The following is a 26,378-nucleotide window of genomic DNA, read 5'->3' as shown; positions in this document are numbered from 1 at the left end:
GATGGTGGGGATAGCGGGGGTGAAGCGCCGACACAACGGCGCTTGCGAAACCTCAGTACAGGCCTTTCAGCTCCGGCGGGGGCTTCTTGATCGGGACCGGCGGCGGCGGAGGGGGTGGAGCGCCCGCCGGGGCGAGCTGGATATTGGGCAAGCCCTGCAGATTGCCCGGCGGCAGGATCAGGCCCGGAGTCAGCCTCGGAACAGCCGGCGGCAGGGGCTTGGGTTCGGTGCCCGGGCGGAAGGCCTCGCGATTGCCGTGGGTGTAGGCGAACTTCACGTCCTTGGGCGCGACGAAGTCGGTGATCGGCGCGTCCTTCACCGCCTCCTTCATGAAGTCGATGAAGATCGGCACGGACGCCTGGGCGCCCGTCTCGCCATTGCCCAGCGTGCGGTTGTCGTCGAAGCCGACGAACACCCCCACCACCAGGTCGGGCGTGTAGCCGACGAACCAGGCGCTGCGGAAATCGTTGGTGGTGCCGGTCTTGCCGGCGATCGGGCGATGGATCGCCGCCCCGACGGCCGCGCCCGTGCCGCGCTGGGTCACGCCCTCCAGCATCAGGGTGATCTGGTAGGCGGTGATCGGGTCCATCGCCTGGGCCCCGTCGAACGGGATGTGCGGGCTCTCGCCGCCGTCATAGGGCGCGTCACAATGGGGGCAGTCGCGCCGATCCGCCTTCCACACCACCTGGCCGGAGTGATCCTCCGCCAGTTCGATCAGGTGGGGCTGGACCCGCTTGCCGCCGTTGGCGAAGGCCGCGTAGGCGCCCACCATGCGGAACGGGGTCACCTCCTGGGCGCCCAGAGCCATGGCCAGCACCGGGGCCATGCTGTCGGCCACGCCGTCGCGCTTGGCGGCCTCGACGATCTTGTGCATGCCGACGCGCTGGGCGATGCGCACGGTCATGGTGTTCTTGGAATAGACCAACCCGTTGCGGAACGGCGTCATGCCCGAATAGGTGTGCTCGTAATTTTCCGGGCTGTAGACCTTGCCGTTGCCGCCGTTCAGGCTGATCGGCGCGTCCAGCACCTCGCTCGCCGGGGTGAAGCCGTTCTCCAGCGCCGCGGCGTAGACGAAGGGCTTGAACGAAGAGCCCGGCTGGCGCGCCGCCTGGGTCGCCCGGTTGAAGTTGGACAGCGAGAAGCTGTAGCCGCCCACCAGCGCCAGGATGCGGCCCGTGTGCGGCTCCATCGCCACCAGGGCGCCGTTCACCGCCGGCACCTGGCGCAGGTTGAAGCGCTTGGTCCCGGCGACCGGCTCGACGAACACCAGGTCGCCTACCTTCAGCCCCTTGCCGGCGACAGCCCAGGCCACGTCGGCGCCTTCGATGGTCCCGGTCTGGTTCTCGATGGTGGAGACCTCGGCCACGCCCCCGCCGACCTTAGTCACCTGGGCCGCGCGCCAGCCGCGCCGCTCCGCCGGGGGCGGCTTGACCGAGGCGGCCTTGTACCAATCGGCCGAGACCTCGGTATTGCCCCAGGCCCCGCGCCAGCCATGGCGGTGGTCGTAGGTCTCCAGCCCCTTCATCAGGGCGATACGGGCGGCGCTCTGCAGCTTGGAATCCAGCGTGGTGCGCAGATACAGGCCCGAGGTCTCCGCATCCTTGCTGATGGTGCCGCGCGCGCGCAGGCGGACCTCTTCCACGAAATAGTCGGCGTCGTGATAGTGGGCGCGCAAAGGCTTGGTCTCGACGACCAGGTCTTCCTTCATCGCCGCCTGGGTTTCGGCGCGCGTCGCCCAGCCGAGCTCGGCCATCTGGCCCAGAATCCAGTTCCGGCGCCCGATGGCGGCGGCCTTGTGGCGGATCGGATGATAGTTGGCCGGGCCCTTGGGCAACGCCGCGAGGAAGGCCGCCTGGGAGAGGGTCAGCGCGCTGAGCGGCTTGCCGAAATAGTTGTAGGCGGCGGCGCCCACGCCATAGGACTGATAGCCCAGCGGGATCTGGTTCAAATAGATTTCGAGGATGCGGGTCTTGGGCAGGGTCTGCTCGATCCGCTGGGCCAGAATGGCTTCCTTCACCTTGCGTCCGAAGGTGACCTCGTTGGTCAGCAGGATGTTCTTGGCCACCTGCTGGGTGATGGTCGAACCGCCCTCCAGCCGGCGCCCATTGGCGGCGCGGAACACGTCGCGCGACATTGCGCGGCCCAGGCCCTCCACGTCGATACCGCCGTGCTCGAAGAACTTGTGATCCTCTGCGGCGAGGAAGGCGCGCACCACCAGGGGCGGGATCTGGTCGTAGGGGGTGAAGATGCGCCGCTCCTGGCCGAGCTGGGCGATCAGGGTGCCGTCGGAGGCGTAGACGCGGGTGGAGGTCGGCGGCCGGTACTCCGCCAGATCGGCGGCGTCGGGCAAGTCCTTGAAAAGCAGGGCCGCATAGATGGCCAGGCCCAGTCCGGCCACAGCTACGGCACTCAGTATGGCGACCCCGGCGAACGCGGCCCAACGCCCGGCGAACTTCAAGACGCCTCAACCTCGCTTCGGGGCCGGAGCACGGCCGTAGAGGCTGAGATCAAGGGCGCCGCACCCGTCGCGTCAAGCCGTTTCGACACCGCAGGCGCGTCGGCGGTCAAGGCAGCAAGCGCGACAGGAAGCGCGGCGGGGGCTTGGGCGCGCGATTGAACACCATGCCGGCGCAGCGCCCGCCGGCCGAGGTCAGGGCGGCCTTGAGCGCCTGCGGCCCGTCCATGTCGACCCGGTCGGCGGAGACCACCAGCACGGTCGCGTCCACCAGCGGTGCGATCACCGCCGCCACCTGCGAGCGCTCCAGCGCCGGCGCGTCGATGATCACGAAGTCGGCGTGGGCGCGCAGCGTGTTCCAGTAGCCGGGCGCATTGACGATGCTGACCGACTGGCCGGGCTTGAGCGCCTCGCGCCGGAAGCGGGTGATCCACCACCGCGCCTCACCCACCGGATAGGCGTCCAGGTAGCGGATATCCGGCCAGGGCCGTCCGTCCACGCCCTGGACCTTGGGATCGACGCTGAAGAAACAGGCTTCGTTGGGACTAGCCCGCGTGGGCGCGCCCAGGGCGCCATAACCTTCCGGGTCGGCGGCGATGACGGCGTACTGCTCGCCCTTGAGCACGTCCAGCTCCACCAGCCAGACGCCCTTCTGGGCGTGGGGGGCGACGAAGCGGGCGAACTCGCGCGCGACGGTGGAGACGCCCTCGCCGCTCTCGGCCGAGGCGAACTGCAGCACACGGCCCGGCCCTCCCGGCGTGGCCAGGAGCCGACCGGCCAGCTCCGCCATGTCCGTAGAGAGGTCCACCATGACCGAATCGCCTGTGCGCACGAAATCCACCATAGGCCGGGTCCGGCCTAAGCGCAGCCGGGCGCATGGCCTCACTGCAAGATGTTTTCAGGCGTGGACGGGTTTGTGTCCCGGCGCGGCGAGCACGGGCAGGCCCAGGGACCGCTCCGCGAAGCCCGGTGTCGGCACGCCCCGACGCAGGAAGGCCGCCACCAGGCCGACGCAGAGCGCGGCGAAGGCGGCGAAACCTACGGCCAGCAGCATGACCGGCTTCTTTAGGCTGGTCCCGACAGTGGGGACGATGGCGCGCTGGACCACGCGCACGTTGCCGTCGCCCTGCTGCTGGGTGATCGACTGCTGGGCCTGATCCTCCTGCTCGCGCTGGGTGAAGGTCTTGACGTTGGCCGACAGCGCATCGCGCTCACGCACCAGGTCGTCGTACTGGGGTTGCAGGTCGGTCAGCTTCTGGCGTCGCGCGTTGACCTGGCCCAGTTCGGCGCCCAGCGCCGCCTTGCGGCTGCGCAGCGAAGCAGCCTCGGCGGACAGCTGGTTATGTTCGGTCTGCAGCGTCTGGTAGACGGGGTTGATCCCCACCCGCCGCGCGCCGGGTCCCGCCGCGTCGCCCGTGGCGTTCAGCGCCTCCAACTCGGCGATCTGGCGGTCGGCGTCCTTCACCGGCTGGGCGTCGGCCTTGTAGCGGGACAGCAGGTCCTGGCGGCTCAGGCGCAATGTGACCAGCTTGTCGGCGGCGGCGTGGTCCACGTCGCGATACAGGCCGATCTCGGCCGGGGAGCGTCCCATCTCCTGGCTGGTGACCCCAAGCCGGCCTTCCGCCTCCGCCAACTGGGCGGTGACGTTGTAGCTGTCGGTCAGCAGCTGGGCGTAGATCTGGCCGAGCGCCGCCTTCTCGTTGTCGAAGTCGCTGATCCCGTTGTCGGTCAGGAAGCGCGAATAGGCTTGGTCCGCCTCATCCAGCCGCTGTGAGAAGATGCGCCGCTGTCCGCCGACCACCGTCGCGTCGTGGCCCATCAGCACGCTGGAGCGATAACGCAGGTACTCGTCAACCAGGGTGTTCAGCGTCAGGGCCGACATTTGGGCGTCGGGATGGGTGTAGGTCAGCCGCACCACCGAGGTGTCCGGCGCGCTGACGATCTTCAGGCTGGTGTCCATGGCGTGGATCGCGGCGCCTTCGATGGTCTCGCGCTTGGCGGGTCCGGCGGCGGCGTAGGCGCGGGCGAGTTTGGGAAACATCCGCCCCAGGCCGATGTCGTGCAGCACGCGGGTCTTCAGCGCGCCGCTGCCCAGGATCTCGGTCTCGGACTGGACCACCTGGTCGGTTTCCGGGGCCAGGCCGCGCGCGGCGTCGCCGACACGCGGATTGTAGACGTATTCGGGGCTGAGACGGATCAGCAGGCTTGAATGGGCCTGGAACACCGCCTTCATCTGCGTTGCGGCCAAGAGGCCCAGGACGGCGATGGTCAGGAACACGCCGAGCATCAGGAAGCGCTCGCGCCACAGCATCGCCAGCAGGTCGTGCGGCGTATAGACCGCGACCGCGGCCTCGGAGCCTGGGGCGACCTGCGGCTGTTCGGTCCGCCAAGCCCAGGCGTTCTGCATCTGTACCCGTCCGCGCGCTACTGTGTGGACGGTGCCCGAGAGCCCTTAACCGAACATTACCAATTAACCATAACTTTAGGGGGCTCCTTCCGCCTCCGAGGTCGTCCATGTCCCGGCCTATCCGGATCTTGATCCCCGCCACCGCGATCGCCGTGGCGCTCGCCGGGTGCGCCTCGTCGCAGACGCCCCGCAGCGGCCTGATCGGAGCGTCGCATGGAAGCGGCTTTCCGGACATCGGCTACGCCACTTGGAGCGCGGACGAGCCTGCCTACCGGATGTATCCCGGCGATGTGCTGGACCTGACATTCCCCTCCGCGCCCGAGCTCAATCGCGAGGTGACGGTGCAGCCGGACGGCCGCATCGCCCTGCCGCTGGTCGCGCCGGCGATGGCGGCGGATCGCTCGGTGACGGAACTGCAGGCGATCTTGTCGCAGGCCTATGCGACCCAACTGGTGCGGCCGGAGGTGGACGTGCTGGTGAAGACGGCGACGCCGCTCAGGGTGTTCGTCGGCGGAGAGGTGCAGAAGCCCGGCATCCTGGACATGCCCGGCGACATCAACGCGCTGCAGGCGGTGATCATGGCCGGCGGCTTCACCAACCTGGCCAAGCGCCACGACGTGGTGGTGATCCGACGCGGCGAGGGAGGACGGCCGATGATGCGGGTCGTCGACCTGCGCCAGGCGGTGTTCAACGCGGGAGGCGTCGACGCCGTGCCGCTCCGCCGCTTCGATGTGATCTATGTGCCGAGGACCAATATCGGCGACGCGGGAATCTTCGTCGAGCAATACATACGCGACCTGGTCCCGATCCAGTTCAGCTACTCCCTGAGCCCGACGACCTTTGCGGGCGTGCCATAGGGGCTTCGCCGCCCATCGGCGCCGAGGCTCAGGAGCTCAGGCTGAAACGAGCCATTCGCGCGCGGCGCGTTGGGCTTCGGCGATGGTTTCGCGATCCATCTCGCGGCTGATCTCGCTGCGATAGCGCTTGGCCTCTTCCGAACCGCGCATGGCGGCCAGGTTGAACAGCATGTGCGCCGAAACATAATCGAGCGGCGCCCCGCCCTGTCCGGTCGAATACAGCAGCGCCATCTGGCACAGCTCGTCGCCGGTGGACATCGGGCCTGGCAGGGGCATGCTCGGCCTTTCGATTTCGTTCACTTCCACTTGGATCATTTGCTTTCCTTCCAGGCGCATTCGGCGCTGGCCGACCCGTTTGTCAGGAACGCAGGAAAGTCCGTTTCCGCTGAACATAAGGTTAAGCGTGCAATCAGGATGAATATGTTTTTTGTCACCCAAATCTTTACAGCGAAAACTCCGTTCACATCTTGAAAAGACTGGTTATCGAGATGCGAACAGAGTCGAGCTCGACTCCTGCACCAAGCCTCGATTTCCACCGAAGATTTGGAACCGGATGTGGAGTGCGGCGCTTAAATGGGCGCAAGCTTGACCGTGCGCGCCTCGCGGGGAGGAGCCATTGTCGCGGAACTGGCTTGCCCGAGGGAGAGCTGGGCCAATGAAAAGATTATTGATCACAGCGGCGGTCGCCGCTCTGACCGGCGCGCCAGCGGCGTGGGCGCAGGACCACGAACACGACAAGGGCGGTCACCCTGCACCCGCGGCCCGGCCCGCCGCCGCGGCGCGTCCGGCGCCAGGCGCTCCGGCGAGACCCCCGGGCGGCGCGCCTGGCGCGCCCGGAGCCGGCTTCCGAGGCCCCCCTGGCGCGGCGGCCGGCGGTTTCCGAGGCGGCTCCCAAGCTGCGCCGGGCGGGCAAGGCGCACAGGGCGGACGCGGCAGCTCCAATGGCGGTGAGGGCGGACGCGGTGGCCAGGGGTCCCAGGGTGGGCGCGGCGGTCCCAACAACGGAAACGGCGGCGGGTACGGCCAGGGTGGACGCGGCGGATATGGTGGCGGCGGATATGGTGGCGGCGGGTACGGCGGACGCGGGGGCGGCTTCCACGGTACAGGGAACTTCTTCTATCGGGGACGCAGTTTCGGCCGGTTCCACGTCGATCCCTTCGTCTACCCCTATGGCTGGGGCTATCAGCGCTGGGAGATCGGGGCCTTCCTGCCGGCGTTGTTCCTGAACAACAGCTACTTCATCGACGACTATGCGAACTACAACTTCGGACCGCCGCCTCCCGGCTGCCGCTGGGTGCAGTTCGGGCCGGACGCCCTGCTGGTGAACACCTACAACGGCGCAGTGGTCGACGCCGTCTACGGCGCGTTCTGGTGGTGAACTGACGTGGCGGCCGGTCCACATTGACCAGGCCCCTCGTCATCCCGGAAAGCGCGTGAGCGCTTATCCGGGCCCAGGGGCGACGCGTATGTCCCTGGGTCCCGGCTCTCCGCTTCGCTATGGCCGGGATGAGATGGAATGTGAGAAGGGCGGCGCGCTCAGCCGCCCCTAGCCCAGCTTCTTGCGCAGCAGTTCGTTGAGCGTCGCCGGGTTGGCCTTGCCGCCGGTTTCCTTCATCACCTGACCGACGAACCAGCCGAGCGCCTGCGGCTTGGTCTTCACCGCCTCGGCCTTGTCGGGGTTGGCGGCGATCAGCTTGTCGATGGCGGCTTCCAGCGCGCCGGTGTCGCTCATCTGGGTCAGGCCATGAGCCTCGACGATGGCCCTCGGCGCCCCCTCGCCCGCCCACATCCGCTCGAACACGTCGCGCGCGATCTTGGACGAAACGACGCCCTCCTCGATCAGGGCGACCAGTTCGGCGATGGCTTCGGGCGGCAGGGGGCTGTCCTCGATGCCCTTGTCCTCCTTGCCGAGGCGACCGATCAGGTCGTTGCAGACCCAGTTGGCGGTCAGCTTGGCGTCGCGCCCCTTAACCGCGGTCTCGAAATAGTCCGCCAGCACGTGGTCGGCCGACAGCACCCGCGCGTCGTAGGACGACAGGCCGTACTGGGTCTGCAACCGGGCGCGCAGCGCATCGGGCAGTTCCGGCAGGGTGGCCTCGATCGCCTTCACCCAGGCCGGATCGAGTTCCAGCGGCAACAGGTCGGGGTCGGGGAAGTAGCGGTAGTCGTGCGCCTCTTCCTTGGAGCGCATGGAGCGCGTCTCGCCCTTGTGGGCGTCGAACAGGCGCGTCTCCTGATCGATCTTGCCGCCGTCCTCCAGGATTTCCACCTGGCGGCGGGCCTCATAGACGATGGCCTGCTGGATGAAGCGCATCGAGTTGACGTTCTTGATCTCGCAGCGCGTACCGAGCGGATCGCCGGGCTTGCGTACGGACACGTTCACGTCGGCGCGCAGGTTGCCCTTCTCCATGTCGCCGTCGCAAGTGCCGAGCCGGCGCACCAGGGCGCGCATCGTCTTCACATAGGCGGCCGCATCCTCGGGCGAGCGCATGTCGGGACGCGAGACGATCTCCATCAGGGCCACGCCGGCCCGGTTCAGGTCCACGTAGGTCCAGTTGGGGTCCATGTCATGGATCGATTTGCCAGCGTCCTGCTCCAGGTGCAGCCGCTCGATCCCCACCTTGAAGGTCGAGCCGTCGTCGCGCTCCACCTCGAGCACACCCTCACCCACGATCGGGTCCTTGAACTGGCTGATCTGATAGCCGGCCGGCAAGTCGGGATAGAAGTAGTTCTTGCGGTCGAAGCGCGAGACCAGGTTGATCTGCGCGCGCAGGCCCAGCCCTGTGCGGATCGCCTGCTCGACGCAGCGGCGGTTGATCACCGGCAGCATCCCTGGAAAGGCCGCGTCCACGAGGCTGACATGCTCATTCGGCTGGGCGCCGAAACCCGTCGGCGCGCCGGAGAACAATTTGGCGTCGGACGCCACCTGGGCGTGGATTTCCAGGCCCAGCACCACTTCCCATTCGCCGGTGCGGCCGTCGATCCGATAAGGCGCACGCTCGCTCATAACCACTCCAAAACCTCTGGCCGCCGCACTGGATATAGGGGCGACGGACCCGGTCTGGGTAGCAGGCGCGCGCGAGCAAGGCGACCCCGACCGGCGCTGTAACATTGGAGACACATGGACCGGGAAAAATCGCGTAGTTTCATGAGGCGAAAAATCCGTATCCGCGTTATCATCGGGTGTGGGACAGCAAGGGAGAGACGTCTTGTCCGCCCGTTCCGATCTTAGGTTTTGCCAATGCGCCGGCTTGGCGCTCGCCGGCCTCGCGACAGCCGCGACCCTGGGTGGCTGCGCCACGTCGGGCGCATATCTCGGCGCCTCCACAACGGCCGCGAAAGCGGCGCCTGGAGCCGTCAAGGTGGCTACGGTGAACGCGCCCGATTCCGACATGCCCGACGATCTGGGCGTCCCTCTGCCCGAGCAGAAGGTGGTGCATTCGGGTCCACGCCTGTCGATCGACGCGCCGCTTTCCTCCATCGCCGCTGCGCCTGCGGGCCGGGCCGTGCTCGATCACGACCTGCCGGGCCTGTGTGAACGTCCGGAGTTCGGCATGTTCAAGGGCATGAGCCTGAAGGCGTTGGCCGGCATGTCCGGCGGCCGCATCACCACGGCCAAGCTCAATCAGGTCCAGGCCGACCTGATCAAGGTCAACTACGTAGTCAGCGACGCGCGCTGACCCGCCGCCCATCGGCCGTTCGCGGCCGAGGCGGCTAGGTCCTGCCAGGCCTGGGGCCGATTACCAGCGACAGCCAGATCGCTGCGGCCCAACTCACCACCGTCACCGCGGGTAGACCTGCCGTCCTCCAGCCCAGCCGCACAAAGCCGATATGGGCTCCATGCAGTGAGGCCTTGAGGATTTCCGGCCAGGGCGACGCCATCAGACACCAGCCGCCGAGCCCGATCAGCACGAACGGCAGCAGCACCAGCAACCGACGCTGGATCGGCGGCCAACGGAACGTAAGCTTCACCACCAGCGCTCCGGCTTGGCGCGGAACGCCGCCGCCTGCTCGACCACCCCGCCCAGGGTGAACAGGGTGCCTTCGTCCAGCGCCCGGCCGATCAGCTGCAGACCCAGCGGCAGGCCGCCCGCGTCCACGCCCGCCGGAATGCTGATCCCCGGCAGCCCGGCCAGGTTCACGGTCACCGTGAACACGTCGTTGAGATACATGGCCACCGGATCGCTGACCCGGTCGCCCAGCGCGAAGGCGGCGGAGGGCGCGGTCGGAGTCAACAGGGCGTCGACCTCCTGGAACACCGCGTCGAAATCGTCGGCAATGCGCTGACGCACCTTCTGCGCCTTCAGATAGTAGGCGTCGTAGTAGCCGGCCGAGAGCACATAGGTGCCGATCAGGATGCGGCGCTTGACCTCTTCGCCGAAGCCCTTGGCCCGGCTCTGCTCGTAGACGTCGGTCAGCGTGCCGTTGCCCAGTTCGCGCAGCCCAAACCGCATCCCGTCGTAGCGCGCCAGGTTGGACGAGGCTTCGGCCGGGGCGATGATGTAGTAGGCCGGTAGGGCGTACTTGGTGTGCGGCAGGCTGACGGTCTTGATCTCGCAGCCGGCGGCCTTGAGCCACTCCACGCCCTGGTCCCACAGCTTGGCGACCTCGTCGGGCATGCCGTCGATGCGGTATTCCTTTGGCACGCCGATACGCAGGCCCTTGGGCGACTTGCCGAGGAAGCTGGTGAAGTCCGGCGTCTCTACGTCCAGCGAGGTCGAGTCCTTCGCATCGTGTCCCGCCATCGAACGGAGCAGGATGGCCGCATCCTCAACCGTCTTGGCGATGGGCCCCGCCTGGTCGAGCGAACTGGCGAAGGCGACGATGCCGTATCGCGAGCAGCGGCCATAGGTCGGCTTGATCCCCACCGTGCCGGTGAAGGCCGCCGGCTGGCGGATGGAGCCGCCGGTGTCGGACGCGGTCGCGCCCAGGCACAGGTCCGCCGCCACCGCCGCCGCCGAGCCGCCGGACGAACCGCCGGGGGTCAGCGGCTGGTTGGAGCCGCGGGTCTTCCACGGGTTTACCACCGGCCCGAAGGCGGAGGTCTCGTTGGACGAGCCCATGGCGAACTCGTCCATGTTCAGCTTGCCCAGCATCACCGCCCCGTCGCGCCACAGGTTGGCGGTGACGGTGGACTCGTAGGGCGGGATGAACTCGCCGATGATCTTGGAGCCGGCGGTGGAGCGCACGCCCTTGGTCGCGAACAGGTCCTTGATCCCCAGGCTCGCGCCGTCCAGCGGCCCGGCCTCGCCGCGCGCGCGGCGGTCGTCGGAGGCGCGGGCCATCTCCAGCGCCTTGTCCGGCGTCTCGAGCACGTAGGCGTTCAGGTGCGGGTTGGCGACGGCGATGGCGTCGATGTGCGCCTGGGCCAGCTCGACGGCGGAGACGCGCTTTTCGGCCAGGGCGTCCAGCGCCCCCTTCAGCGTCAGCCCGGTCAGATCGGAAGCGCTCATTCCACCACCTTGGGAACCACGAAGAAGCCGCCGATCGCCTTGGGCGCGTTCGACAGCACCGCATCGCGCTTGTGACCGTCGGTGACCACGTCCTCGCGCAGCGGCAGCTTGCACGTCACGCAGGCCGTCATCGGCGCGACCCCGTCGGTGTCCACCTCGTTCAATTGCTCGATCCAGGCCATGATCCCGGACAGCTCCTGGGCCAAGGGCTGGAGCCGATCCTCTGGGACAGCGATGCGGGCGAGCTTGGCGACCCGTTTCACGGTCGCGGCGTCGATGGACATGACAACCTCTTTTCGAAGCGGCGGGTTTGCCGCTCCCCGCGCATCTTTGCAAGCGAACCCGTCATCGCGATGCGTGCGGAAGGGCGGGACGGCCCAGGCGAACCCACGCTAAGAGGTGCTCATGCCCGTGCTCGATCTTCTCGACCTGCCCAGCGACTATTCCGCGATCTTCGGCCTCGACCTCGGGGAGAAGACCATCGGCGTGGCGGTCAGCGACGTGATGCGCTCGGTCGCCAGCCCGTTGGCGCTGGTCCACAAGCGCAAGTTCACCGAGGAGGCCAAAGAGCTGTTCGCCCTGATGGACGGCCGCACCGCGCGCACCATCGTCATCGGCCTGCCCCTGAACATGGACGGGACGGAAGGCGTGCGCTGTCAGTCCAACCGGGCCTTCGCCCGCAACCTGCTGCGGCTGCGTCCGGAACTGAGCATCGCCTTCTGGGACGAGCGGATGTCGACCATGGCGGTGAACCGGATGCTGATCGACGAGCTGGACATGACCCGCGCCCGCCGGGCCGAGGTCGTGGACCGAGCGGCTGCGGCCTATATCCTCCAGGGCGCGCTCGATCGCCTCAGGGTCGCCGCCCAGAGCTGACGTCGTCCATCGTCAGCGCCGGAAGATCGCCGCGGCGATGCGCTTGGACGAGGGCCGTCCCGCCAGCCCCATCTGCGGCGCGACGACGATCTGGACGGTCGATCCGATCACCATGGCGTTGGGCGCCGGTCCCTGGATGAAGCGCACCTTGACCAGACGTCCGACGACCATCTGGCCCGCCCTGCCCTGCCCGCTCACCTGGACGATGGCGTCGGCGGCGAGGCCAAAGCAGTCGGCGAACACGCTCTCGGTGCTGGGGCTCACATTGGCGTCGCCGGCGTCGAAATAGACCAGGTGCTGGGCCGCGCGAGTGGCGCGGGCGCCGGCTTGGAGCAGGACCCTCAGCAACGCCTCCGGACCCAGGATAGGCGGGGGCCGAGGCGCCGCCGCCAAACCCGCCGCCGCCGCCGCCGTGCCTCCCGGATAGTCGGCTGTGAACAGGGTCAATCCGCCAAGCCGCGTGGCCCGCAGGACCGGCTGGCCCATGTCGTTCTTGTAGATGACATCGCCTCGCGGACCGGGCGTCGCCGTCAGCGCCCAGATCTCCGAGGAGTCGTCGTACTTGATCAGCGCGCCGCGACCGGAAGTGCGGTCGAACACGAAGCCTTCCCCGCCGTCGGCCTTGTACTTGGCGATGGTGGGCTGGGCGTCCGAGGTGCTGGAATGGCCGCCGAACAGGAAGTCGTGCAGGCTCACAGGGTCGGCGGCCGAGGCATGACCTGCCCCGACGCATAACGCCAATACGACGCCGACGCCCGCCTTCACCTCTACGCGTGGAACCATCCATGCCGGATGCCCCCCGAGTGGGGCGCTTTTTGGACAGGAGGAGTGTGCGTTTCGGGCGCGCCACATACTGTGGCGCTTATGCCAGCATCTTAAAGACGCCAAAGCTTATCCGGCGAAGTACTGCCCCCCATTCGCCGTCACGGTGGCGCCGGTGATGAAGGCGGCGTCTTCGCGCGCCAGGAAGGCGACGCAAGCGGCAATCTCCTCCGCCCGCCCAAGTCGCCCCACCGGAATGCCGGCGACGATCTTGTCCAGGACATTCTGGGGAACCGCAGACATCATCTCGGTATCGATATAGCCCGGCGCCACGGCGTTGACGGTGATGCCCTTGGCGGCGCTCTCCTGCGCCAGAGCCTTGGTGAAGCCGATCACCCCAGCCTTGGCGGCGGAATAGTTGGTCTGGCCCATCTGGCCCTTCTGACCATTGATCGACGAGATGTTGATGATGCGGCCATAACTGCGCTCGCGCATCCCTTCGATCACTTGGCGGCTCATGTTGAAGATCGAGGCCAGGTTGACGTAGATCACGTCGTTCCACTGCTGCGGGGTCATCTTGTGCAGCATGGAATCGCGGGTGATGCCGGCGTTGTTGACCAGCACGTCGATGGGACCCAGCTGGTCCTCGACCTCCTTCACCGCCCGCACGCAGTCGTCGAAGTTGCCGACATTGCCCTTGACGATGACGATGCCGAGTTCCTTGGCGCAGGACTGGGCCGCCTCCTCGTTGCCGGCATAGCCGGCGGCGACCTTGAACCCGTCGGCCTTCAACCGCTTGCTGATCGCTAGACCGATGCCACGGGTACCGCCCGTGACCAAAGCCGTCCTGGCCATTCGTCTCAACTCCCGATCAGATGCAAGGGGTCTACGCCCTGTTGTGCCTGCCTTAACGCGCGATCAGTCCCTCTGGACGCAAAGGGCCACGCCCATTCCGCCCCCGATGCAGAGGGTCGCGAGGCCCTTGCCGCCGCCACGCTGCTTCAAGGCGTGCAGCAGGGTGGTGAGGATGCGCGCACCCGAGGCCCCGATGGGATGGCCGATGGCGATGGCGCCGCCGTTCACATTGACCTTGTCCGGATCGAAGCCCAGTTCACGCACTACGCACAGCGACTGGGCGGCGAAGGCCTCGTTGGATTCGACTAGGTCCAAGTCCGCGACCGACCAGCCGGCCTTGGCCAGGGCCTTGCGGCTGGCCGGGATCGGGCCGGTGCCCATGATGGCCGGATCGACGCCGGCGGTGGCCCAGCCGGCGATGCGGGCCAGGGGCTCGATCCCGCGCCGCTTGGCCTCGTCCGCCGTCATCAGCACCAGGGCGGCGGCGCCGTCGTTCAGGCCCGAGGCGTTGCCGGCGGTGACGGAACCCTGCTTGTCGAAGGCCGGGCGCAGGCCTGCCATGGCCTCGTAGGTGGAGCCGGCGCGGATGTACTCGTCCTTGTCCATCACGGTGTCGCCCTTGCGGCCCTTGATGGTGACGGGCGTGATCTCTTCGTCGAAGCGGCCGGCCTTCTGGGCGGCCTCGGCCTTGTTCTGCGAGGCGGCGGCGAAGCGGTCCTGGTCCTCGCGGGTGATCTGCCAGCGGCTGGCGATGTTCTCGGCGGTCTGGCCCATGTGGTAGCCGTGGAAGGCGTCCCACAGGCCGTCCTTGATCATGGTGTCGATGAAATTCAGGTCGCCCATCTTGTGGCCGGCGCGCAGGTGGGCGGCGTGGGGCGCCTGGCTCATGCTTTCCTGGCCGCCCGCCACCATGATCTGGGCGTCGCCCTGGGCGATCTGCTGGTAGGCCAGCGCGACCGAGCGCAGGCCCGATCCGCAGAGCTGGTTGAGGCTCCAGGCCGGCGCCTCGACCGGGATGCCCGCCTTGACCGAAGCCTGGCGCGCCGGGCCCTGGCCGGCGGCGGCCTGCAGCACCTGGCCGAGGATCACCTCGTCGACCTTGTCGGCCTCCACGCCGGCGCGCTCCAGCGCCGCACGTATGGCGATCGCGCCCAACTCATGGGCCGGCAAGCTCGACAACCCACCATTGAATGAACCCACCGGCGTGCGCGCGGCGGAGGCGATAACGATCGCAGTCATTCCGAACTCCCGTAAAGCCCGTCAGCCGAGAACGCGGGCGCTCCCGGCCAAGCCCATTGCCTTTCGCACGCCCACGCGGCCCGGTCATCCGAAAGATAAACGACAACTATCCGATAGACTGGAGACAAACGACCGGGGCGGTTCTAGCCGCCCCGGGTCGCTTCGGACTTCACTTGGCCTGGGACGGCGTCACCATGTTGAAGCGGATGTCGATGCGCCGGTTGTGGCGCTTGGCGTCCTCGGAGCTCTCCGCCATCAGCGGGCGGGTGGGCCCATAGCCGCTGACACCGAACACGGGCTGGGGATCGGTCGGGCGCACGCGCGCGTCGCGCAGACCGCTCAACACCGGGGTCTGGCCCACCAGGCTGCGATACGTGTTCACCGCCCGATCGGCCGACAGGTTCCAGTTGTCACGCGCGCCGCTCATCTGGTCGTTGTCGGTGTGGCCTTCGATGAAGACGGACTCCAGCCCGCTATGGCTCGAGGCGCACCCCTTGGGCGGGGTCGCATCGGTGTAGCAGGGCAGTTCCATCCGCAGCGCCTGGCCGACCTTGGCCAGGGCCTGCTGGCCCTCCGGCTTGACCACGTCGCTGCCCTTGTCGAACAGCACGCCCTCGGGCAGGCGCAGCACGCCGGCGTCGGTGTCGATGGCGACGTCGAGGTGCTCGGCCTTCAACCGCGCCTGGAGCTTCTGCAGCAGCTCGGTGCGACGGACCTTGGTGTCGGTCAGCTCCACGGTGGTCTGGTGATACTGCAGGGCGTAGTAGACCAGCATCACCATCAGCACGAACACCAGGCCGACCATCATGTCGGTCATGGAGACGAAGTAGCTTTCCTCCTGCTCGCCGCCCTGACGGCGGCGAACCGTGGCGATGGCGCTCACGAGGCGCGCGCCCGCTGGGCCGATGCGTGGGCGGCGTCGCGGCCAAGGGCGTCGCGAATTTCGGCCAGCATCTGGGTCTGGCGCTTCATCTCGTTGAGCTGCTCGCCCGCCAGCATGCCCGGCGAGACCGGCGGGATGCGCACGTCGATGATCTCGCAGAGGTCCTCCACCGCCTTGTCTATGCGCGAGGACCAGCGGCGCTCGTACACCCGCATGAGCACCGAGGCGAAGATGCCGGCGATGGAGGTGAAGAACTTGGTGGCGGTGATGGTGAGCAGGCCCGACAGCGCCGCCTGCATCACCGCGGTGTTGGAGCCGCCGCCCGTGCCCAGCACGTTGGTGGCCTCGCTCAGCGCGGCCACCACGCCCAGGAAGGTGAAGATCAGGCCGATGGCCACGAACAGGTTGGACCACCAGCCCAGCACCTGGGTCTCGGAGGTGACGACGCTGAACACCGTCCAGGCCGGCGCGCCGCTGCGCAGCTGTCCCTCGGGCGTCAGCAGCAGGGCGCTGCGGAAGGCGGCCCAGGCGCGTTCGAGGTTGAAGCTCTGCCGATCCGGCCGGCTCATCAGACCGGAGACGCGCTCCAGGTCGTTGGGCTCCACCGTGCGCGGGAAGTCGACGATGCGCCGCATCACGGCCTTGCGGATCGGCACCACGCGGGTGAAGTAGACCCCGATCAGGATCGCCACCGCGGCGAGCAGGATAAGGCCAGCCAGACCAAGGGCGGCGCCCTTGGTGCTGAAGAGTGCGATCAGCAGGTTGGTGATCGCCGTATTCAGGTCGCCCATGCAGTCCTATCCGGAATGGCGCCCCCGCCGAGAAGGGTTTTCGACGGAAAGTACGTTCAGGGCAACCTTCGCCGTCAGCCGACCTCGCTGAGCACGCCTTCCAGGCCCTGCTCGCGCACCTTGCGGTACAGGGTGGAGCGGCCGATGCCCAAACGGCGGGCGACCTCGGTCATGCGTCCGGCGTAGGTCTCGATGGCGAACTGGATCAGGTCGCGCTCGATCTCCTCCAGCGGTCGCAGATGGCCTTTTTCGTCGAGCACCCGGACGGGCTGGCCAGGAACGTCCTTGTCGGAGGCCTGGGCCGAAGACGCCGCCCCGCCCACCGGCGCGGACGAGGGTGCAGGTAGCGGGACCGAAACGCCCGAGATCGACGGGAAGTCGTGCGGTTGCAAGAACGGGTCGTCGGCGAGCACGATGGCCCGATAGACCGCGTTCTCCAGCTGGCGGACGTTGCCGGGCCAGTCGAAAGCCTTGAGCATGGCCAGCGTGGCGGGCGTGGCCCCCGCCACCCGCTTGCCTTCCTCCACATTGAAGCGGCGCACGAAGGCGTCGACCAGGGCCGGCACGTCCTCGCGCCGTTCGCGCAGGTTCGGCGCCTCGATCGGATAGACGTTCAGGCGATAGAACAGGTCCTCGCGGAACCGGCCCGCGGCCACTTGACCGGCCAGGTCGCGGTTGGTGGCCGAGACGATGCGCACGTCCACCTTGACCGGCCGCTTGGAGCCGACCGGGTCGATCTCACCTTCCTGCAACGCCCGCAGCAGCTTGACCTGCATGTCCAGCGGCAGTTCGCCGACCTCGTCCAGGAACAGGGTGCCGCCGCTGGCCTCCAGGAACTTGCCGGAGTGCTTGTCGTGGGCGCCGGTGAAGCTGCCCTTCTCGTGGCCGAACAGGATGGACTCGACCAGGTTCTCCGGAATAGCGCCGCAGTTGACCGCCACGAACGGCTTGCCCGCACGCTCCGAGGCGCCGTGGACCGCGCGCGCGATCAGCTCCTTGCCCACCCCGCTCTCGCCCAGCACCAGCACCGGGATCGAAGACTTGGCCGCCCTCAGGCCCAGCGCCTTCACCCGCTCCATCGGCGCCGACGCGCCCACAAGATCGTCGAAGCCGGTGCAACCGCCGACCCTCTTGGACAGCCGATCCACCTCGGCGGTGAGCTGGCCCATCTGCAGGGCGTTGCGGATCGAGACGATGATCCGCTCCGGGCTCGCCGGTTTGATGAAGAAATCCTGGGCCCCGGCCTGCATCGCCTGGACCACCGTATCCACCCCGCCGGTGGCGGTCAGCACGATGACCGGCGCGGCGAACCCTTGGGCCCTCAGGCTCTTGAGCACTTCCAGCCCCGGCGTGTGCGGCATCACCAGGTCCAGGATCACCACATCGGGTTTCAGCCCCGTAGCGATACGGTCCAACGCGGCGTCGCCACCGTCGGCCTGGGAGACAGCGAAACCCTCCCGCTCCAGCACGGCTTGAATCAGCCGCCGCTGGGTGGGGTCGTCGTCGACGATCAGCACCGTCTTGGCCATGTAAACGCGTTCCCGGCCGCGCACCTACGCTGCGCACTTTGCGACTTATGCCGGGCCGCCTGTGAAAGTTCGTTTAAGGCCCATGTCCGGTGTCGAATATCCGAGCCGCATGATAAAGCTTGGCGATCAATCTTTCCGGAGACAGTCGATGAAGCGGTTTTTGGCGGCCCTCGCCCTCGCAGGCGCGGTTGCGAGCCCCGCAATGGCGGCCCTGACGGTGGGCGCCAGCGCCCCCGATTTCACCACCCAGGCCACCATCGGCGGCAAGCAGTTCACCTTTTCCCTGGCCGAGGCCCTGAAGAAGGGACCGGTCGTGCTGTATTTCTACCCGGCCGCCTTCACCAAGGGCTGCACCATCGAAGCCCATGAATTTGCCGCCAATATCGACAAGTTCAAGGCCATGCACGCCACCGTCATCGGCGTCAGCGCCGACGACATCGAAAAGCTGGACAAGTTCTCCGTGTCGGAGTGCCAGAGCAAGTTCCCGGTGGCCGCCGATCCGACCTTCAAGGTCATCAAGGCCTACGACACGCTCGTGGCGTTCAAGTTCGCCGCCCGGACCTCGTACGTGATCGCCCCGGGCGGGAAGGTCCTCTACACCTACACCGACGGCAATCCGGACCATCACGTCGAGAACGCCCTGACCGCGTTGAAGACCTACCAAGACGAGCACGGCTGACCGCCGCACCGTTCCCTGTCACCCCGGAAAGCGCTCAGGCGCTTTCCGGGGCCACGCCCTGCCGCGTACTCGCCCGGGTCCCCGCTCTGCGCTTCGTCTGAGGCAGGTATGACGGACGGAAGGGACCCGAGAGCAGGAAAACCTGATCCGCAGCTTTGAAGGGGCCTCAAAGCAGGAACTCGCCCCGATATCGCTCTTGCGACGCATTATCATTTATGAAAGGCTGCTGGAGGTCGTTTCGAGGAACCCTCCATGCCCTCCGCTCGCCTTTCCGTCCCCATCGCCGCTCCAAACCCCGCCGACGACTTCGCCCATCTCGCACGAACCGAGCAGTTGATCGTGTGGACCTTGCGCTCCATCGCGGTCGGCCACGGCGAATGCGCCACGCTGAGGCAGATGTTCGCCATGACCTTCGGCCAGGGCGCGGACGACGCCTTCCTCGGCTTCTTCGTCACGGTGCGTACATTGGGGTGGTGCGGACAGCGCAAGCTTCGCCTGCATGTGCCGGGATGCATGGCCGTCAGCCCCGACGAGCGGGCGATCCTGGCCCTGTTCGCCGAAGCCCAGGCCTCCCTGTCCGACGGCGACGAGACCGGCGTACGCGCTCACCTTTCCCGGCTGGTGGACAGCCGCGCGACTGAGGCCATGCTGCTTTCGCTCCAGACGGTGGCGAGTGCGCTGGAAGTCGGCGGCCACACCCTTCCACGTCCCCGGAACGTGACGGCTCCAGGACATTCGGGTGCGGCGCGCCTTCTACACTGATGTAGCCCTTCGGCCCTCAGAGGCTCAGGCGGCGACCGGTTTCGCAACCGCTCCGGCCAAGCGGTGAAGCAGCTCATCGATAAGACTGACGTTTTTCTCGTTCTCGCCGGTGAAATCCACGCCGGGAAAGCGGAAGCGGCTTTCCACCACCGCGTCCATCGCGCCATCCGCCAACGGCCGGAAATCAACCCGCACCTGCTGACCCCCGCTCATCCCCATCGGGCGTAGCACCGACGCGATGATACGAGAGCCCGGATAATGGCTCTGCACCGCCATGCCGTGATGGCGCAGTTCGGAGACGAGATCGTGTGACAATCGATCCGGATCGGCCTGGATCCGGAACTCCCTATGCAACTTGGGGAGCCAACTCATACGTAACCTCCCTTATTATTGTTATCAGCGATCGGGACCGCAGACCGGAGTGCAACACGGTTCGCCGGAATGCACAACAGCGGAGAAAAAGACTTACACGCGTAAAGTCTACGCCTCGCCCGACGCGGAAACGCCCTATTTCCCGGCGGGCGCGAGCCGCCCGGGTGCATCGGCGAACGGCAGAGCTACCTTCGCCTCCACCGTGCATCACGCGATCACAACCGCATAAAGACATGATGGTGAACGTTCAAAAACAGACTAAAATGAACGGTCTGCTTCATAACGCCGCTTTCAAAGGTTTTTTCGCGCCGCGACTGCTTTTAAACATGGCTCCTTAATCATGAGCCGGTAGCTTGCCTCATATGTGGCGAGGCGGATGGGGCGGCCGATTGGCGGTCGTCCGGGTAGGCCGTCTCGCGGGGGAGATATCCGGCGATGACGACGAACCGTACTCGAGGGGCGGCGCTCGCCCTCACCTGCCTGATGGGCGTGGCGCTGACCGCGACCGCGGCCGGGGCCCAGACCCGCACGCTCACGCCCCTGGCGTCGACGCCAGTCGCGCCTTCCCCGATCCATATGCTCCCCGATGTCGATGACGCCGCCGCTGCGGCTGGCCAGGGACCGGAACAGCAGGACGCCATGGGCGCCCCGCGCGCGGCCTTCGAAGCGCCCGCTTCCGCCGTCACCCTGAACGCCCAATATGCGGCCCTGACCCAGGCCCCGGGGCAGTCGTTCCTGGCGCCGCAACCGGTTGAAGCGGTCCAGCCCACCCAGCCAGCCGACAATTCGCCTTCGGTCGCCATCGCCCGCCGGGTGATCGATTCCGCCGGCGCCTTCGAACACTACATGCGCCAGGCCTCGGCCATCCATCCCGATTTCAACGGCGGGGAAGCGGTCTCGCGAGCCCTTGAAACGGGCGCCACCTACGATCAGGCCCAGCTCGAGGAAGGTGCGGTCGCCTACGCCGCCCTGACCGCCTTGCAGGAGCCCGCGTTCGTCGAGACGCTCGGTGAACTCAGCCCCGACCCCAACGCCCGCATGGCGGTGGCCCGCCAGTTGATCGACCACCCCGAGGCGATCATGCAGGCGCCCGGCGCCGGGCGCGCGGCCGCTCGCGCCGCCCTCGTGCTCGGACGCATGGGCGCGGATCTCTACACCACCGGCGCCTCGGTGAAGCACGCCGCCTACGACGTCCAGCACCAGGCATGGTCCCACTCGGCGATCCTGGCCCCGCAGGTCCAACTCACCCGCATCAAGGCCCAGTCGGACACGCCCGTGGCCATGAAGGCCGAGGACACTGGCGCCCTGATGACCTCGCTGGTCGCCATGCGCAAATCCGGCGAATCGCCCATGACGCCCGCCGGCCCGGTGTCGCCGGTGGTCGCCCGCGGCCTCGCGCTGGCGGCGTTGGCGGTGCTCGGCCAGGCGGACGAGGAGCACGGGGAGCAGATCGTGCCCCTGCTGGCCGACGCCCAGACCACCGAGTGCGTGAAGATGGCCCGGCTGAACCTCTATCAATGCCTGTCGGTGGCGGGGCCTCAGTACGAGGACGTCTTCTGCCTGGGCCAGCACGCGATGATGGACACCGGCCAATGCGTGGTGAAGGCCGCCGGATGGGCGGCGCTGCCGGTTCCCGGCTCGCCCCTGTCCGTCTCGGTCCCGATCGCCACTCCAGCGCAGCGCAGCGCGCCGCCGGCCGTGATGGTCCCCATCGCCTTCGCCGCGAACAATGGTGGCCAGTAGCCGACTGCCCGACGTTTACAGCCGAAAAGAAAAAAGCCCCCGGCGGATCGCCGGGGGCTTTCGCATTCTGCAGATCGTCGTGATCCTCAGCGCGGGGCGAGGATCATGATCATCTGCTTGCCTTCCATCCGGGGCTCGTACTCCACCTTGGCGATGGGTTCGAACTCGGTCTTCACCTGCTGGAGCAGTTTCATGCCCAGCTCCGGGTGCGCAAGCTCGCGACCACGGAAACGCAGCGTCACCTTGACCTTGTCGCCCTCTTCGAAGAAGCGGTGCATGGCCTTGGCCTTGACATCGTAATCGTGGGTGTCGATGTTCGGGCGGAGCTTGATCTCCTTGACCTCGACCACCTTCTGCCGCTTGCGCGCCTCGTTCTTCTTCTTCTGCTCCTGGAACTTGTACTTGCCATAGTCCAGGATCTTGCAGACCGGCGGATCGGAGTTCGGAGACACCTCGACCAGATCCAGCCCGACCTCCAGCGCAGCCTCGACGGCGGCGGCGGTGGGCATGATCCCCTGCTTCTCGCCGTTCTGGTCGATCAGCAGCACCTTGGGAACGCGGATGTCTTCGTTGATACGCGGTCCGTCGTTGCGGGGCGGCGGCGCTTGCATGGGGCGGCGAATAGGCTTGGACTCCTGGGACCGTTGATCCGAATGTACGTAACGACCTGAGTGGGCATAATGCGCCCAATCTGGCTCACATGAAATATGGTTGTGCGACCGATTCCGATCAAGCGGCGCCGAGAAGCGCCTGCGCGGCCTGATCGACACGCTCCACCGACAGATCGGCCAGCCGTATCTCCTGCAGAACCTCCACCCGTCGCCCGCGCGGGGCGCAGAGGGCGGGATCGGATTCTGCGGAGAACAGCACCAATGTCGGCGCCCCGGCCGCCGCGATCAAGTGCGAGGGCCCGGTGTCATTGCCGACCGCCAACGCCGCGCGCGCGCCCAGGCCGGCGATCTGGGCGTAGTCCGTGCGTCCGGCGAGGTTGATCGTCATCGGGGCCTGGAACGCGATCTGCGCCGCGATCTCCAGTTCGTCGGGCCCGCCGATCACCACTGGCTGGACGCCCCGCGCCATCAGCCCTTGCGCCAGTTCGGCGTAGCGCTCCCAGGGCCAGCGCTTGCCGGGCCGCTGGATCGAGGCGCCGGGAATCAACAGCGCGTACGGCTCCGTCAGCCCGAAATGCTGGGGCCGGCGCTCAGGCGCGGCGTCGGCCAGCATGAAGGACAGGTCCGGCGCCGGCGCCGTCCCCCGCACAATCGGCGCGTCGGGCCAGATGCCGGCGTCGCGAAGCTGCTCGGTCTGCCGCTCCAGGGTATGCATATGGTCGCGTTCGCGATTGCGATGGGGGTGCGAGCTCAGCGGCGCGATCCCCGACCATTCCGGCGGCGCTGGCCACAGGGCGTAGAAATAGGCGCTGGAGCGGGTGGAGGTCTGCAGGTCGTAGACCCGGTCGTAGCCGGCCCGGCGCAGACGGCTCAGCATGGCCACGGTCTGCGACACGCGCTTGGGCCGCCCGTCGGTCTCGATGGCGTCGAAATAGGGCGAGGCCGCCGCCAGCGTCGCATAGGGCGGCGTGGTGAGAAGGGTGATATGGGCGTGCGGGTGCGCCGCGCGGATATGGGCGAACGGCGGGAAAGCCTGGACCACGTCGCCCAGCGCCGCCAGCTTGATCACCAGCACCTTGCGGATCGGCCGCGCGATCACCGCGCGGTCTCCTGCATGAGCCTGGCGTAGACGTCCAGGGTGGCGTCGGTCATCGCCTCCAGCGAATACAGCCGCTGCACCCGCTCGCGACCCGCCTCGCCCATGGCGCGGCGCACCTCGGGCGGGGTGGCCAGGGCTTCGCGCAGGGCCTCGGCCCAGGCGTCCGCATCGCCGGGCTTGACGCGCCAGCCGGTGGTGCGATCCAGCACCGTCTCACGCGCCGCGCCGTGGTCGGCGGCCAGCACGACGCGGCCCATGGCCTGGGGCTCCACCGCAGTGCGCCCGAAAGCCTCGGGCTCCAGCGACGGCGCCAGGGCGAAATCGGCGGCGAGGTAGGCGGCCGGCATATCTGTGCAATGCCCAACGATCCTGACCGTGTCCTGAAGGCCCGCCGATGCGATGGCGGCGTCCAGTTCGGCCCGGTAACCTGCGCGGCCCTGATCGTCGCCGGCCAGCACCAGGATCGGGTCTTCGCCGCCTTCGGCCTTCAATCGCCGCACCGCCTCGATCAGCAGCCCCTGCCCCTTCCAGGCCGTCAGCCGTCCGGCCAGCAGCAGCACCGGGCGCGGGTCTTCGACCGAAAGCCCCCAGGCCGCGCGCGTCGCCGCCAGCCGATCGCCTCGCACCGCCGAAGGATCGAATAGGCCCAGGTCCACGCCGCGCGGGATCGCCGTCACCCGCGCGGGATCGATCCCGTGGTGCTCGGACAGCAGGTGCTCGCGGGTGAACTCGGAGTTGGCGATCACCGCGTCTCCGCGCGCCATCACCCGGTTGTACAGCCGCTTGGGTGCGGAGTGCGCGTTGTAGACGCCGTGATAGGTGGTCACGAACGGGACCTTGCCTCGTCGAGCCGCGATCCAGGCCGAATAGGCCGGTGCGCGCGAACGGACGTGGACCAGGCTGACGCCGCGCTCACCGATCAACCGCTCGAGACGACCGCCGTTCTGCAGGACCGTGAGCGGGTTCTTGGAGGCCATCGGCAAGCGGACCAGTTCGCCGCCTCGCGCCGCCAGTTCGCCCTCCAGCCGTCCGCCGACCGAGGCCACGAGCGCACGGCCGCCCGCCTCCACCACCGCACGGGCGACGTCGAGCGTGGTCTGCTCCACACCGCCGGCGTCGAGGGCCGGGACGACCTGGAGCAGGGTAAAATGGGGCGGCAGGTTGCGGGACACCCTGTCCTCTACGCAGAGCCCGGCGGCGGCGTCCAGAGCCGGAGGGCGGGGAAGGCCTCGACAGCCGACCCTCCCCGCTGACAAGCCCTACCGATGCAGGTTGTCCGACCCGTGGATGAAGGCGACCATGTTGTCGTGCAGCTGCTTCAGCGCTTCCTGGTGGGCGTAAACCATGTGGCCCGACTGATAGTAATGGTACTCGATATTGCTCTGTAGCTTCACCGGCATGGGCAGGTGGTGCATCTCGTACCAGCCTTCGTAGAAGGGCGTGGCCAGGTCGAAGTAGCCGCCGTTCAGCATCACCTTCAGGTTGGGATTGTACTTCATCGCCGAGGCCAGGTCCGGCATGACGTTGGTCGAACCCGGCAACGGGAACGGCGCGCCGGGAGGCTGGTGCTTGAAGTCCCAGAACTTGAAGACGTCGATCTCTTCCTTGTAGATCTGGCCCTCGCCGTAGCCGAGCTGCCGGCGGACATAGTCGTTGAAGGCGGTGACATAGGCCGAGCTGATCGCCGCCGACTGCGGATCGTAGTCGATGCCCTGGCTCAGCGGGTCCATCGGCTCCCCGGTGAAGCGGGTGTCGAAGCGGCCGGTGGTCAGGCCCTGGTCGTCGAGCAGGTTCTTCTCGAACTCGCCGCCGTTGATGCGCAGGTTGGCCTTCAGCACGTAGGCGACCGGCAGGCCGGTGTACTGACTGACCCGCTCGGCGATCGCCTGCTTGCGTGCGGGGTCGAGCTCGGCCCCCTGGCCCAGGGCCTGGGCGTAGTCGCCGGTGGCGAACTGCTCGACCTGCTTCAGGAAGGGCTCCAGCTCGGCAGGACGCTGGCCGGGGAGCCGGTTGTGATACCAGGCGGTCGCCGCATAGGTCGGCAGGGCGACGACATAGGCGGTGTCGATGCCGGGATTGGCCTCGGGCCCGTCCACGCTGAGATCGAAGTTGAGGATCTGGGACAGCAACATCACGCCGTTGAAGTCGACGTTGTGCGCGGTCTCCAGCGAGTTGACCACCAGGGCCGAACGCGGCGTGCCGTAGCTTTCGCCGAACAGGTACTTGGGCGAATTCCAGCGGCCGTACTTGGACAGGAACATGCGGATGAACTGGTCGAAGGCGTCGCGGTCCTGGTCCACGCCCCAGAACGCCTTTTCCTTGTCCTTGCCGGCGATGCGGCCAAAGCCGGTGCCGGGCGCGTCGATGAACACCAGGTCGGTGGCGTCCAGCGGGCTGTAGGCGTTGTCGACCACCTCATAGGGGGCGGCCGGGGTGTGGGTGTCGTCCTTGGTCACTACGCGGCGCGGCCCGAAGGCGCCCATGTGCAGCCAGACGGTCGATGAGCCGGGACCGCCGTTGTAGATGAAGGTGATCGGGCGGTCGGTCGAGGGAACGCCCTTCTTGAAGTAGGCGACGTAGAACATCGAGGCCTCGGCGGCGTTCTTGTCGCCCGGGTCCTTGTCGTCCTTGACCGCCTGTTCGCGCCAGGCGGCGTCGTCCCAGTCCTTGCCGTGCACGACCAGGGTGCCGGCGACGGCGCGGTAGTCCACCCGCTGGCCTTCCACTGTCACCGAGCCCTCGGTGGTCACGCTCTCGGGCTTGAACAGGCCGACGCGATCGGCCGGGACGGCGGCCTTGTCGTACTTGGAGCTATCGGCCTCGGCCGGCTTGTGCGCATCGACCGCCAGGGCCGCACCGGCCAGCACCCACACGGAAGCGGCCAGCAACAAGGTCTTTTTCAACGCAATTATCCCCTACGACTTGGATAGCACCTGTGGGAGCGGCATAGACCGCATCCCTGTGTTTGCAGAATTAAGTTTTGGACAGATTCGGCGGGAGCCGAA

General features: G+C 67.5%; 26 protein-coding genes. 7 read left to right on the top strand and 19 right to left on the bottom strand.

Annotated features, from left to right (window positions below):
• Positions 1 to 52 precede the first annotated feature (52 nt).
• The 3 genes from GSQ87_RS20395 to GSQ87_RS20385 all read right to left on the bottom strand — a co-directional run bounded on the left by GSQ87_RS20395 (position 53) and on the right by GSQ87_RS20385 (position 4,862).
• The gene (locus GSQ87_RS20395) at positions 53 to 2,458 is read right to left on the bottom strand and encodes a penicillin-binding protein 1A (RefSeq protein WP_158918192.1); all 2,406 of its coding nucleotides are present in this window, start codon (positions 2,456 to 2,458) and stop codon (positions 53 to 55) included.
• 106 nt (positions 2,459 to 2,564) lie between these two features.
• Positions 2,565 to 3,266, bottom strand: coding sequence for a sugar kinase (locus GSQ87_RS20390; protein WP_158918190.1), 702 nt, complete (start codon positions 3,264 to 3,266; stop codon positions 2,565 to 2,567).
• Between the two features lie 87 nt (positions 3,267 to 3,353).
• Entirely contained in the window at positions 3,354 to 4,862 is a 1,509-nt protein-coding gene (locus GSQ87_RS20385) for a GumC family protein (RefSeq protein ID WP_158918188.1), read from the bottom strand.
• A gap of 107 nt (positions 4,863 to 4,969) precedes the next feature.
• On the opposite strand from GSQ87_RS20385, the gene GSQ87_RS20380 reads away from it, so the two are divergent.
• Positions 4,970 to 5,719 carry a polysaccharide biosynthesis/export family protein gene (locus tag GSQ87_RS20380; protein WP_158918186.1) on the top strand — a complete coding sequence of 250 codons (750 nt, stop codon included), beginning with the start codon at positions 4,970 to 4,972 and terminating at the stop codon, positions 5,717 to 5,719.
• Positions 5,720 to 5,755: 36 nt separating this feature from the next.
• On the opposite strand, the gene GSQ87_RS20375 is transcribed toward GSQ87_RS20380, so the two are convergent.
• Positions 5,756 to 6,034 (bottom strand): sel1 repeat family protein, encoded by a 279-nt coding sequence (locus GSQ87_RS20375; RefSeq protein ID WP_158918756.1) that lies wholly within the window; start codon positions 6,032 to 6,034, stop codon positions 5,756 to 5,758.
• Positions 6,035 to 6,374: 340 nt separating this feature from the next.
• Between GSQ87_RS20375 and GSQ87_RS20370 the strand changes: the two genes are divergently transcribed.
• On the top strand, positions 6,375 to 7,097 hold the full coding sequence (locus GSQ87_RS20370) for an RcnB family protein (protein ID WP_158918184.1): 723 nt from the start codon (positions 6,375 to 6,377) through the stop codon (positions 7,095 to 7,097).
• 168 nt (positions 7,098 to 7,265) lie between these two features.
• Here the strand turns inward: GSQ87_RS20370 and gatB are convergent, their stop codons facing one another.
• Entirely contained in the window at positions 7,266 to 8,726 is a 1,461-nt protein-coding gene (gatB, locus tag GSQ87_RS20365; RefSeq protein ID WP_158918182.1) for an Asp-tRNA(Asn)/Glu-tRNA(Gln) amidotransferase subunit GatB, read from the bottom strand.
• Between the two features lie 355 nt (positions 8,727 to 9,081).
• On the opposite strand from gatB, the gene GSQ87_RS20360 reads away from it, so the two are divergent.
• A complete protein-coding gene (locus tag GSQ87_RS20360) occupies positions 9,082 to 9,399 on the top strand; it encodes a hypothetical protein (RefSeq protein WP_158918180.1) in 318 nt (105 codons plus the stop codon).
• 34 nt (positions 9,400 to 9,433) lie between these two features.
• Here the strand turns inward: GSQ87_RS20360 and GSQ87_RS20355 are convergent, their stop codons facing one another.
• From GSQ87_RS20355 to gatC, 3 genes are read right to left on the bottom strand one after another with little or no spacing between them, the layout of a single operon-like run.
• Positions 9,434 to 9,691 (bottom strand): hypothetical protein, encoded by a 258-nt coding sequence (locus GSQ87_RS20355; RefSeq protein ID WP_158918178.1) that lies wholly within the window; start codon positions 9,689 to 9,691, stop codon positions 9,434 to 9,436.
• Positions 9,688 to 11,172, bottom strand: coding sequence for an Asp-tRNA(Asn)/Glu-tRNA(Gln) amidotransferase subunit GatA (gene gatA, locus GSQ87_RS20350; RefSeq protein WP_158918176.1), 1,485 nt, complete (start codon positions 11,170 to 11,172; stop codon positions 9,688 to 9,690). The genes GSQ87_RS20355 and gatA overlap by 4 nt, the downstream gene beginning before the upstream one ends.
• Positions 11,169 to 11,456, bottom strand: coding sequence for an Asp-tRNA(Asn)/Glu-tRNA(Gln) amidotransferase subunit GatC (gene gatC / locus GSQ87_RS20345; protein ID WP_158918174.1), 288 nt, complete (start codon positions 11,454 to 11,456; stop codon positions 11,169 to 11,171). The genes gatA and gatC overlap by 4 nt, the downstream gene beginning before the upstream one ends.
• A gap of 121 nt (positions 11,457 to 11,577) precedes the next feature.
• Between gatC and ruvX the strand changes: the two genes are divergently transcribed.
• Positions 11,578 to 12,048: a Holliday junction resolvase RuvX gene (gene ruvX, locus GSQ87_RS20340; RefSeq protein WP_158918172.1), complete on the top strand. Its 471-nt coding sequence runs from the start codon at positions 11,578 to 11,580 to the stop codon at positions 12,046 to 12,048.
• 12 nt (positions 12,049 to 12,060) lie between these two features.
• Here the strand turns inward: ruvX and GSQ87_RS20335 are convergent, their stop codons facing one another.
• The 6 genes from GSQ87_RS20335 to GSQ87_RS20310 all read right to left on the bottom strand — a co-directional run bounded on the left by GSQ87_RS20335 (position 12,061) and on the right by GSQ87_RS20310 (position 18,107).
• Positions 12,061 to 12,831 carry a DUF4908 domain-containing protein gene (locus tag GSQ87_RS20335; protein WP_158918170.1) on the bottom strand — a complete coding sequence of 257 codons (771 nt, stop codon included), beginning with the start codon at positions 12,829 to 12,831 and terminating at the stop codon, positions 12,061 to 12,063.
• A 108-nt stretch (positions 12,832 to 12,939) separates the two neighbouring features.
• Positions 12,940 to 13,665 carry an acetoacetyl-CoA reductase gene (phbB, locus tag GSQ87_RS20330; RefSeq protein WP_158918169.1) on the bottom strand — a complete coding sequence of 242 codons (726 nt, stop codon included), beginning with the start codon at positions 13,663 to 13,665 and terminating at the stop codon, positions 12,940 to 12,942.
• 63 nt (positions 13,666 to 13,728) lie between these two features.
• A complete protein-coding gene (locus tag GSQ87_RS20325; RefSeq protein WP_158918167.1) occupies positions 13,729 to 14,904 on the bottom strand; it encodes an acetyl-CoA C-acetyltransferase in 1,176 nt (391 codons plus the stop codon).
• Between the two features lie 169 nt (positions 14,905 to 15,073).
• Positions 15,074 to 15,787, bottom strand: a complete 714-nt coding sequence (locus GSQ87_RS20320) for an OmpA family protein (protein ID WP_158918165.1) — start codon at positions 15,785 to 15,787, stop codon at positions 15,074 to 15,076.
• Positions 15,784 to 16,578: a hypothetical protein gene (locus tag GSQ87_RS20315; protein ID WP_158918163.1), complete on the bottom strand. Its 795-nt coding sequence runs from the start codon at positions 16,576 to 16,578 to the stop codon at positions 15,784 to 15,786. Before GSQ87_RS20315 ends, GSQ87_RS20320 begins: the two co-directional genes overlap by 4 nt.
• Positions 16,579 to 16,652: 74 nt before the next feature.
• Positions 16,653 to 18,107 (bottom strand): sigma-54 dependent transcriptional regulator, encoded by a 1,455-nt coding sequence (locus GSQ87_RS20310; RefSeq protein WP_158918161.1) that lies wholly within the window; start codon positions 18,105 to 18,107, stop codon positions 16,653 to 16,655.
• 148 nt (positions 18,108 to 18,255) lie between these two features.
• Here GSQ87_RS20310 and GSQ87_RS20305 point away from each other — a divergent pair, with 148 nt between their 5' ends.
• Positions 18,256 to 18,786 (top strand): peroxiredoxin, encoded by a 531-nt coding sequence (locus GSQ87_RS20305; RefSeq protein WP_158918159.1) that lies wholly within the window; start codon positions 18,256 to 18,258, stop codon positions 18,784 to 18,786.
• Positions 18,787 to 19,038: 252 nt separating this feature from the next.
• The gene (locus tag GSQ87_RS20300; protein ID WP_158918157.1) at positions 19,039 to 19,548 is read left to right on the top strand and encodes a hypothetical protein; all 510 of its coding nucleotides are present in this window, start codon (positions 19,039 to 19,041) and stop codon (positions 19,546 to 19,548) included.
• A gap of 24 nt (positions 19,549 to 19,572) precedes the next feature.
• Here GSQ87_RS20300 and GSQ87_RS20295 read toward each other — a convergent pair whose 3' ends face one another.
• Complete coding sequence (locus GSQ87_RS20295) at positions 19,573 to 19,920, bottom strand: hypothetical protein (RefSeq protein WP_158918155.1); 348 nt, start codon at positions 19,918 to 19,920, stop codon at positions 19,573 to 19,575.
• A 435-nt stretch (positions 19,921 to 20,355) separates the two neighbouring features.
• Between GSQ87_RS20295 and GSQ87_RS20290 the strand changes: the two genes are divergently transcribed.
• Positions 20,356 to 21,663: a hypothetical protein gene (locus GSQ87_RS20290; protein WP_158918153.1), complete on the top strand. Its 1,308-nt coding sequence runs from the start codon at positions 20,356 to 20,358 to the stop codon at positions 21,661 to 21,663.
• 86 nt (positions 21,664 to 21,749) lie between these two features.
• Here the strand turns inward: GSQ87_RS20290 and infC are convergent, their stop codons facing one another.
• From infC to GSQ87_RS20270, 4 genes are all read right to left on the bottom strand, one after another.
• On the bottom strand, positions 21,750 to 22,274 hold the full coding sequence (infC, locus tag GSQ87_RS20285; protein WP_158918151.1) for a translation initiation factor IF-3: 525 nt from the start codon (positions 22,272 to 22,274) through the stop codon (positions 21,750 to 21,752).
• A 118-nt stretch (positions 22,275 to 22,392) separates the two neighbouring features.
• A complete protein-coding gene (locus GSQ87_RS20280) occupies positions 22,393 to 23,373 on the bottom strand; it encodes a glycosyltransferase family 9 protein (protein WP_158918149.1) in 981 nt (326 codons plus the stop codon).
• Positions 23,370 to 24,545, bottom strand: a complete 1,176-nt coding sequence (locus tag GSQ87_RS20275; protein WP_158918147.1) for a glycosyltransferase family 4 protein — start codon at positions 24,543 to 24,545, stop codon at positions 23,370 to 23,372. Before GSQ87_RS20275 ends, GSQ87_RS20280 begins: the two co-directional genes overlap by 4 nt.
• Before the next feature lie 87 nt (positions 24,546 to 24,632).
• Positions 24,633 to 26,276 (bottom strand): S10 family peptidase, encoded by a 1,644-nt coding sequence (locus GSQ87_RS20270; RefSeq protein ID WP_158918145.1) that lies wholly within the window; start codon positions 26,274 to 26,276, stop codon positions 24,633 to 24,635.
• Positions 26,277 to 26,378: the final 102 nt, after the last annotated feature.

The organism is Caulobacter sp. S45, from assembly GCF_009765965.1.
Classification (GTDB): domain Bacteria; phylum Pseudomonadota; class Alphaproteobacteria; order Caulobacterales; family Caulobacteraceae; genus CAHJWH01.
The sequence above is the reverse complement of the archived record's forward strand: the minus strand, read 5'-3'. Positions and strand labels throughout refer to the sequence as shown.

Coding starts and splice junctions, on each gene's coding strand:
- GSQ87_RS20390 (WP_158918190.1), bottom strand. CDS start 3,266: ATGGTGGACCTCTCTACGGACATGGCGGAGCTGGCCGGTCGGCTCCTG.
- GSQ87_RS20385 (WP_158918188.1), bottom strand. CDS start 4,862: ATGCAGAACGCCTGGGCTTGGCGGACCGAACAGCCGCAGGTCGCCCCA.
- GSQ87_RS20380 (WP_158918186.1), top strand. CDS start 4,970: ATGTCCCGGCCTATCCGGATCTTGATCCCCGCCACCGCGATCGCCGTG.
- GSQ87_RS20375 (WP_158918756.1), bottom strand. CDS start 6,034: ATGATCCAAGTGGAAGTGAACGAAATCGAAAGGCCGAGCATGCCCCTG.
- GSQ87_RS20370 (WP_158918184.1), top strand. CDS start 6,375: ATGAAAAGATTATTGATCACAGCGGCGGTCGCCGCTCTGACCGGCGCG.
- gatB (WP_158918182.1), bottom strand. CDS start 8,726: ATGAGCGAGCGTGCGCCTTATCGGATCGACGGCCGCACCGGCGAATGG.
- gatA (WP_158918176.1), bottom strand. CDS start 11,172: ATGAGCGCTTCCGATCTGACCGGGCTGACGCTGAAGGGGGCGCTGGAC.
- gatC (WP_158918174.1), bottom strand. CDS start 11,456: ATGTCCATCGACGCCGCGACCGTGAAACGGGTCGCCAAGCTCGCCCGC.
- ruvX (WP_158918172.1), top strand. CDS start 11,578: ATGCCCGTGCTCGATCTTCTCGACCTGCCCAGCGACTATTCCGCGATC.
- GSQ87_RS20335 (WP_158918170.1), bottom strand. CDS start 12,831: ATGGTTCCACGCGTAGAGGTGAAGGCGGGCGTCGGCGTCGTATTGGCG.
- phbB (WP_158918169.1), bottom strand. CDS start 13,665: ATGGCCAGGACGGCTTTGGTCACGGGCGGTACCCGTGGCATCGGTCTA.
- GSQ87_RS20325 (WP_158918167.1), bottom strand. CDS start 14,904: ATGACTGCGATCGTTATCGCCTCCGCCGCGCGCACGCCGGTGGGTTCA.
- GSQ87_RS20315 (WP_158918163.1), bottom strand. CDS start 16,578: ATGGGCGACCTGAATACGGCGATCACCAACCTGCTGATCGCACTCTTC.
- GSQ87_RS20310 (WP_158918161.1), bottom strand. CDS start 18,107: ATGGCCAAGACGGTGCTGATCGTCGACGACGACCCCACCCAGCGGCGG.
- GSQ87_RS20305 (WP_158918159.1), top strand. CDS start 18,256: ATGAAGCGGTTTTTGGCGGCCCTCGCCCTCGCAGGCGCGGTTGCGAGC.
- GSQ87_RS20300 (WP_158918157.1), top strand. CDS start 19,039: ATGCCCTCCGCTCGCCTTTCCGTCCCCATCGCCGCTCCAAACCCCGCC.
- GSQ87_RS20295 (WP_158918155.1), bottom strand. CDS start 19,920: ATGAGTTGGCTCCCCAAGTTGCATAGGGAGTTCCGGATCCAGGCCGAT.
- GSQ87_RS20290 (WP_158918153.1), top strand. CDS start 20,356: ATGACGACGAACCGTACTCGAGGGGCGGCGCTCGCCCTCACCTGCCTG.
- infC (WP_158918151.1), bottom strand. CDS start 22,274: ATGCAAGCGCCGCCGCCCCGCAACGACGGACCGCGTATCAACGAAGAC.